Source organism: Enorma phocaeensis, from assembly GCF_016901575.1.
Classification (GTDB): Bacteria; Actinomycetota; Coriobacteriia; order Coriobacteriales; family Coriobacteriaceae; genus Limicola; species Limicola phocaeensis_A.
The window spans coordinates 1-3,811 of record NZ_JACJKQ010000041.1 but is presented as its reverse complement, the minus strand read 5'-3'; the positions used below and the strand labels follow the sequence as shown (position 1 = coordinate 3,811).

The 3,811-nt window shown below is 70.9% G+C and carries 7 protein-coding genes; all 7 read right to left on the bottom strand.

Annotation, left to right across the window (positions count from 1 at the left end):
• Positions 1-148: 148 nt before the first annotated feature.
• From H6A15_RS10015 to H6A15_RS09985, 7 genes are read right to left on the bottom strand one after another with little or no spacing between them, the layout of a single operon-like run.
• A complete protein-coding gene (locus tag H6A15_RS10015) occupies positions 149-865 on the bottom strand; it encodes a phage distal tail protein (RefSeq protein ID WP_342635841.1) in 717 nt (238 codons plus the stop codon).
• Positions 862-1,047 (bottom strand): hypothetical protein, encoded by a 186-nt coding sequence (locus H6A15_RS10010; RefSeq protein WP_143786174.1) that lies wholly within the window; start codon positions 1,045-1,047, stop codon positions 862-864. The genes H6A15_RS10015 and H6A15_RS10010 overlap by 4 nt, the downstream gene beginning before the upstream one ends.
• Positions 1,031-1,489: a hypothetical protein gene (locus H6A15_RS10005; protein WP_204673610.1), complete on the bottom strand. Its 459-nt coding sequence runs from the start codon at positions 1,487-1,489 to the stop codon at positions 1,031-1,033. Before H6A15_RS10005 ends, H6A15_RS10010 begins: the two co-directional genes overlap by 17 nt.
• Positions 1,489-1,818, bottom strand: coding sequence for a putative minor capsid protein (locus H6A15_RS10000; RefSeq protein ID WP_204673609.1), 330 nt, complete (start codon positions 1,816-1,818; stop codon positions 1,489-1,491). The genes H6A15_RS10005 and H6A15_RS10000 overlap by 1 nt, the downstream gene beginning before the upstream one ends.
• Positions 1,815-2,201: a hypothetical protein gene (locus tag H6A15_RS09995; RefSeq protein WP_239462508.1), complete on the bottom strand. Its 387-nt coding sequence runs from the start codon at positions 2,199-2,201 to the stop codon at positions 1,815-1,817. The genes H6A15_RS10000 and H6A15_RS09995 overlap by 4 nt, the downstream gene beginning before the upstream one ends.
• Complete coding sequence (locus tag H6A15_RS09990; RefSeq protein ID WP_204673608.1) at positions 2,201-3,217, bottom strand: hypothetical protein; 1,017 nt, start codon at positions 3,215-3,217, stop codon at positions 2,201-2,203. The genes H6A15_RS09995 and H6A15_RS09990 overlap by 1 nt, the downstream gene beginning before the upstream one ends.
• A gap of 3 nt (positions 3,218-3,220) precedes the next feature.
• On the bottom strand, positions 3,221-3,721 hold the full coding sequence (locus H6A15_RS09985) for a hypothetical protein (RefSeq protein ID WP_204673607.1): 501 nt from the start codon (positions 3,719-3,721) through the stop codon (positions 3,221-3,223).
• Between the last annotated feature and the right edge of the window lie 90 nt (positions 3,722-3,811).

Here is a 3,811-nt window from a genome sequence, read left to right as displayed (position 1 = left end):
GATCGGAGTAGGACGCGCCGACCGGTACCGATGGGAAACGCCGGCGGTATCGTCTCGCGATGCCGCCGGTATCAATTCGCAATAACGGGCGGTATCAAAAGGGGCAAATACTCATCGAAGCGGTCGAAGAGGTACAGCGTCGGCACCATCAGAGCCACCTCTCCGTCCAGCTCACCGTGTGGGCGGAGCACCCGGAGAAGGTCAGCGTGTGCGCGCCGGGGTCAAGCGAGAAGAACGTGCTCTCCACGGCCACGTCGGCCGAGGCGTCGGCGCCCTCCACCGCCACGGCCTCGGCGGCGAAGTCCATCACCACCACGTCTCCGGCGGAGAAGTCGCGCTCCACCAGCACATAGCGTCCCAGCTCGTCGGCAACCTTCACGGAGTCGCCCGCCAGCGCCGTCAGCGTAACCACCGGCCACGTCGCCCACGTGCCGTCCACGGTGAGCGCCGTCCCCGCGCTCGTCACCTCGTCGCCGTAGGCAACCGGGTCGAGGCACGTGAACTCGACCTCGCAGGAGCCATCCTCGAAGAGCGAGTCCCAGCCGGAGGCGTCCGTCACCACCGCGTCGCGCCACGTCAGCCCCGGCTCGCCGGGCAGCTCCAGCTCCGCGCCGTCGGGAGCGCAGAGCCACCCGTACAGCTCGTGCCGGATCTCCGAGCGCTCGTCCGCGCCGAGAGAGACCCCGGCGTCCAGGAAGAGGCGCACGCGCAGCGCCCTCGGCGGCAGCTCGCAGCCCAGAAGGACCGCGCCCGGCCGCCCCGGCACCGCGAGCACCCGTGGCGAGAGCGCGTGTCCCGCCGGCTCAACCAGCTCGGCCGTCACATACCCGGAGAAGTCGTGCCCGTTGTAGGTGAGAGAGCTCACAGCCGCCCCCGCGCCCGCCCGTAGGCCGTCGCGCGCCGCTGCTGCTCGCGCCCCATGCGGTCGGTCTCCGCCGAGCCCGCCCGCTGCTCGCGCGCGCCCTGCGCCGCCCTCTGGAGGGGGTTGCTCTTGCGCACCACGTCGCGGTCGTCCACGCCGCGCCCGGCCCTAACCCTGTCCGCCAAAGTCGATCACCACCGTCAGAATCAGCGTGAACCCCCAGAGCCAGCGCCCGGAGCCGTCGCGGCCCCTCGGCGCCGAGCCCCCGGAGTCCACGGCCGCCACCCTGCACCGCCAGCCCTCGCCGGAGCCCGTCCAGGAGTCCCGGCGCAGGTCGCGCTCCACCGCGCGGCAGGTCGCCTCGGCGTCGCGCGCCGCCTCGCAGCACACCAGCACGTCCACGGGCACCCGCCCGCGCTCCGTGCCGTCCGCGAGCCGCGCCTCGCGCTCGAGCGCGCCCTGCGTCAGCACGATCGGCTCGCAGCACACCCGCGCGGGGGGCGGCGAGCAGTACACGTTCGCGTAGCCCAGCGCCCGCAGGAGCGTCGCCACGACGTCGGCGACCCCGCCGCCCTCGGCGTCCCAGTCGGTCGGCACGTACGCGCCGAGGGGCTCGGAACATGCCATCAGCCCACCTCCAGCTCCCAGTGGTGCACCTGGCCGCGCACCACGCAGCACCGGCGACAAGAGCGAACGAGCATCGACGGCCCCGCGCCGATCAGCACGCGCGCCCCGGCCGGCACCTCGAGGGCGCCCTCGCTGTTCACCGCGTCCACGAACACGGTCCCGTGCCCCGCGTCGGCCGAGCGGTGCGCGTCGGAGACGACCCCCTCCGCGCGCTCGAACCTCACGTGGCGCACGAGGCGGCTCTCGCCGCGCCCGCCGCCCTCCGCGGGCAGGAACACCAGCATGTCGTCGGGCAGCAGCCTCCTGGGTATCGGCCTCAGGTACCTCATCGGCGCACCCCCGAGAAGCAGAGGCCCGTCCCCGCGAGCTCCGCGAGCGCGGCCTCCCGCGCCACCACCGAGCCGGTCGTCCCCTCGTCGCGGTAGTTGGTCACCGAGAAGGACCCGATGGAGAAGCCGCCCACGCGCCCCTCGCCGTACTCGGCGAAGGCGTCGGCGGCAGCGCACACCGCGCGCCGCCAGGCACAAACCTCGTCCTCGTCCCACTCCTCGCGGACGTCGCGCGCGCCCGTGAGCGCGCCCACGCACCGCACCGCCGCCGGCAGCGCCTCCGCGAACGCTTCGGCGGCGAGCGCCCCGCCGTATCCGTCGAGGTAGAAGTCGTAGGAGACGGGCGCGGGGCCGCAGCCCGCCGCGCCCGTCACCCCGTCCACTAGGCCAGCGGCGCGCAGGAGACGTGCACGCCGTCCAGCTTGTTGTCCAGCAGCTCCACGATGCCGTACTTGCGGTACTTCATCATGTAGCTGTCCAGGTTCTCCAGCTCGTCGGGCGAGAAGACCCTCGAGGCCACGTGCTTGTCGAACTTGATGACGGCGGAGCGCTCCACGACCATGAAGTTGATCGGCGCGCCCGCGCCCACGAGCTCGTAGTAGCTCGAGAGGCTGCCCGAGGCCGGGCTCGAGACGGGCGTGTACTGCTCGCCGCTCTTCGTGTAGTAGGTCTTGCCCGAGACCACGGAGGTGTCTTCCGTGAGCTGGTAGGTCCCCTCGGCGCGCGAGTACCCGAACTGGTCCTCGTCGCCGGAGTTGAGCGCGATCGCGCTGTAGAAGCGCGTCTGCGGCACCTCCACGATGCGGCTGAAGCGCTCGAGCACGCGGTTGCTGCGCGCGGGGTTCGCCAGGCTGAAGTCGTCCAGTACGCCCTTGAGCGTCGGCGTGATGAAGAGGATGCGGCTCCCGGTCGTCACCTCCGCCTCGTCCATCTCGTTCGTGGCCGCGCGGAGCGACGCCAGCACGTCCTCGGCCTCGGCGTCGGCGAAGTCCTCCTCCACGGGATTCACGCCCTCGTGCCCCGCGATCTCGGAGAACGTGAACGCGTCCGCCTCCGGCGCCACCTGCGTGCGCTGGAGCTCGGAGCCCGCCGCCACGAAGCAGTCGAGGACGCCCGCCTCCTCGACGTCCATCACGTCGGCCAGGAGCCTGATGCCGCGGTCGTAGTTGAACGTCTTCGTCTCGAACTCGTAGGTGATCGACCCGGTCTTGTAGCCCACGTTGCGCGTGTAGTCGCCGAGCCCGGAGACCTCGATCTTCGGGACCATGATCTCCTTGGCGTTGCGCCCGGCGCGCGCCATGCGACGCGGGCTGTTCAGGCACGTCGAGCACGCGGTCCTCTTATAGACCTCGTCCAAGATACTCGTGTAGTTCTTGGTGTATGCGATCGAGTTGGGCATCCGCTATTCCTCCTTGTCGTCGATGCCGGCGATCTTTCGCCAGCGCTTGAGCTGCGCGCCCACGTCCGTGGCCGCGCCCGCGTTCGGCAGTCCCGTCGCGCCCGCTGGCGAGGGAGCGACGGCACCAGCGCCGAACAGCCACGGCTCCGCCGTCCTCAGTTTCTCCACGTCATCCTCGTAGTCGGCGAGAAGAGCCCTCGCGGCCTTCACGTTTCTGGCTCCCGCCATCTGGAGCTCGAAGCCCACGCGCTGCTCCTCGCCCTGGCGGCGCAGCTCGTCCATCTCGGCGCGCAGCTTCTCGGCGGACTCGGCGGTCTTTGCCGCCTCCGCGATCTCGCCCTCGAGCGCCGCGATCCTCTCGTCGCGTTGCTTGAGCGCCGCCTCGTAGTCTGCGCGCGCCTTGTCGCCCTCGCCGCTGCCGGTGCCGCTCGTCACCTGCATCTGCTGCGCCGCCGCCTCGTCGCCCTGCGCCTGCGGCTCGGTAACGTACAATTTCTTGCGCACTTTGACAGCGGAATAGCGTCCAGGCAAGAAAGGAGGGCACGGCCCGCCCCGGTATGATTCGAGTTGTCGAGACAAGAAGCATATTGGAGG

Coding starts and splice junctions, on each gene's coding strand:
- H6A15_RS10005 (WP_204673610.1), bottom strand. CDS start 1,489: ATGGCATGTTCCGAGCCCCTCGGCGCGTACGTGCCGACCGACTGGGAC.
- H6A15_RS10000 (WP_204673609.1), bottom strand. CDS start 1,818: ATGAGGTACCTGAGGCCGATACCCAGGAGGCTGCTGCCCGACGACATG.
- H6A15_RS09990 (WP_204673608.1), bottom strand. CDS start 3,217: ATGCCCAACTCGATCGCATACACCAAGAACTACACGAGTATCTTGGAC.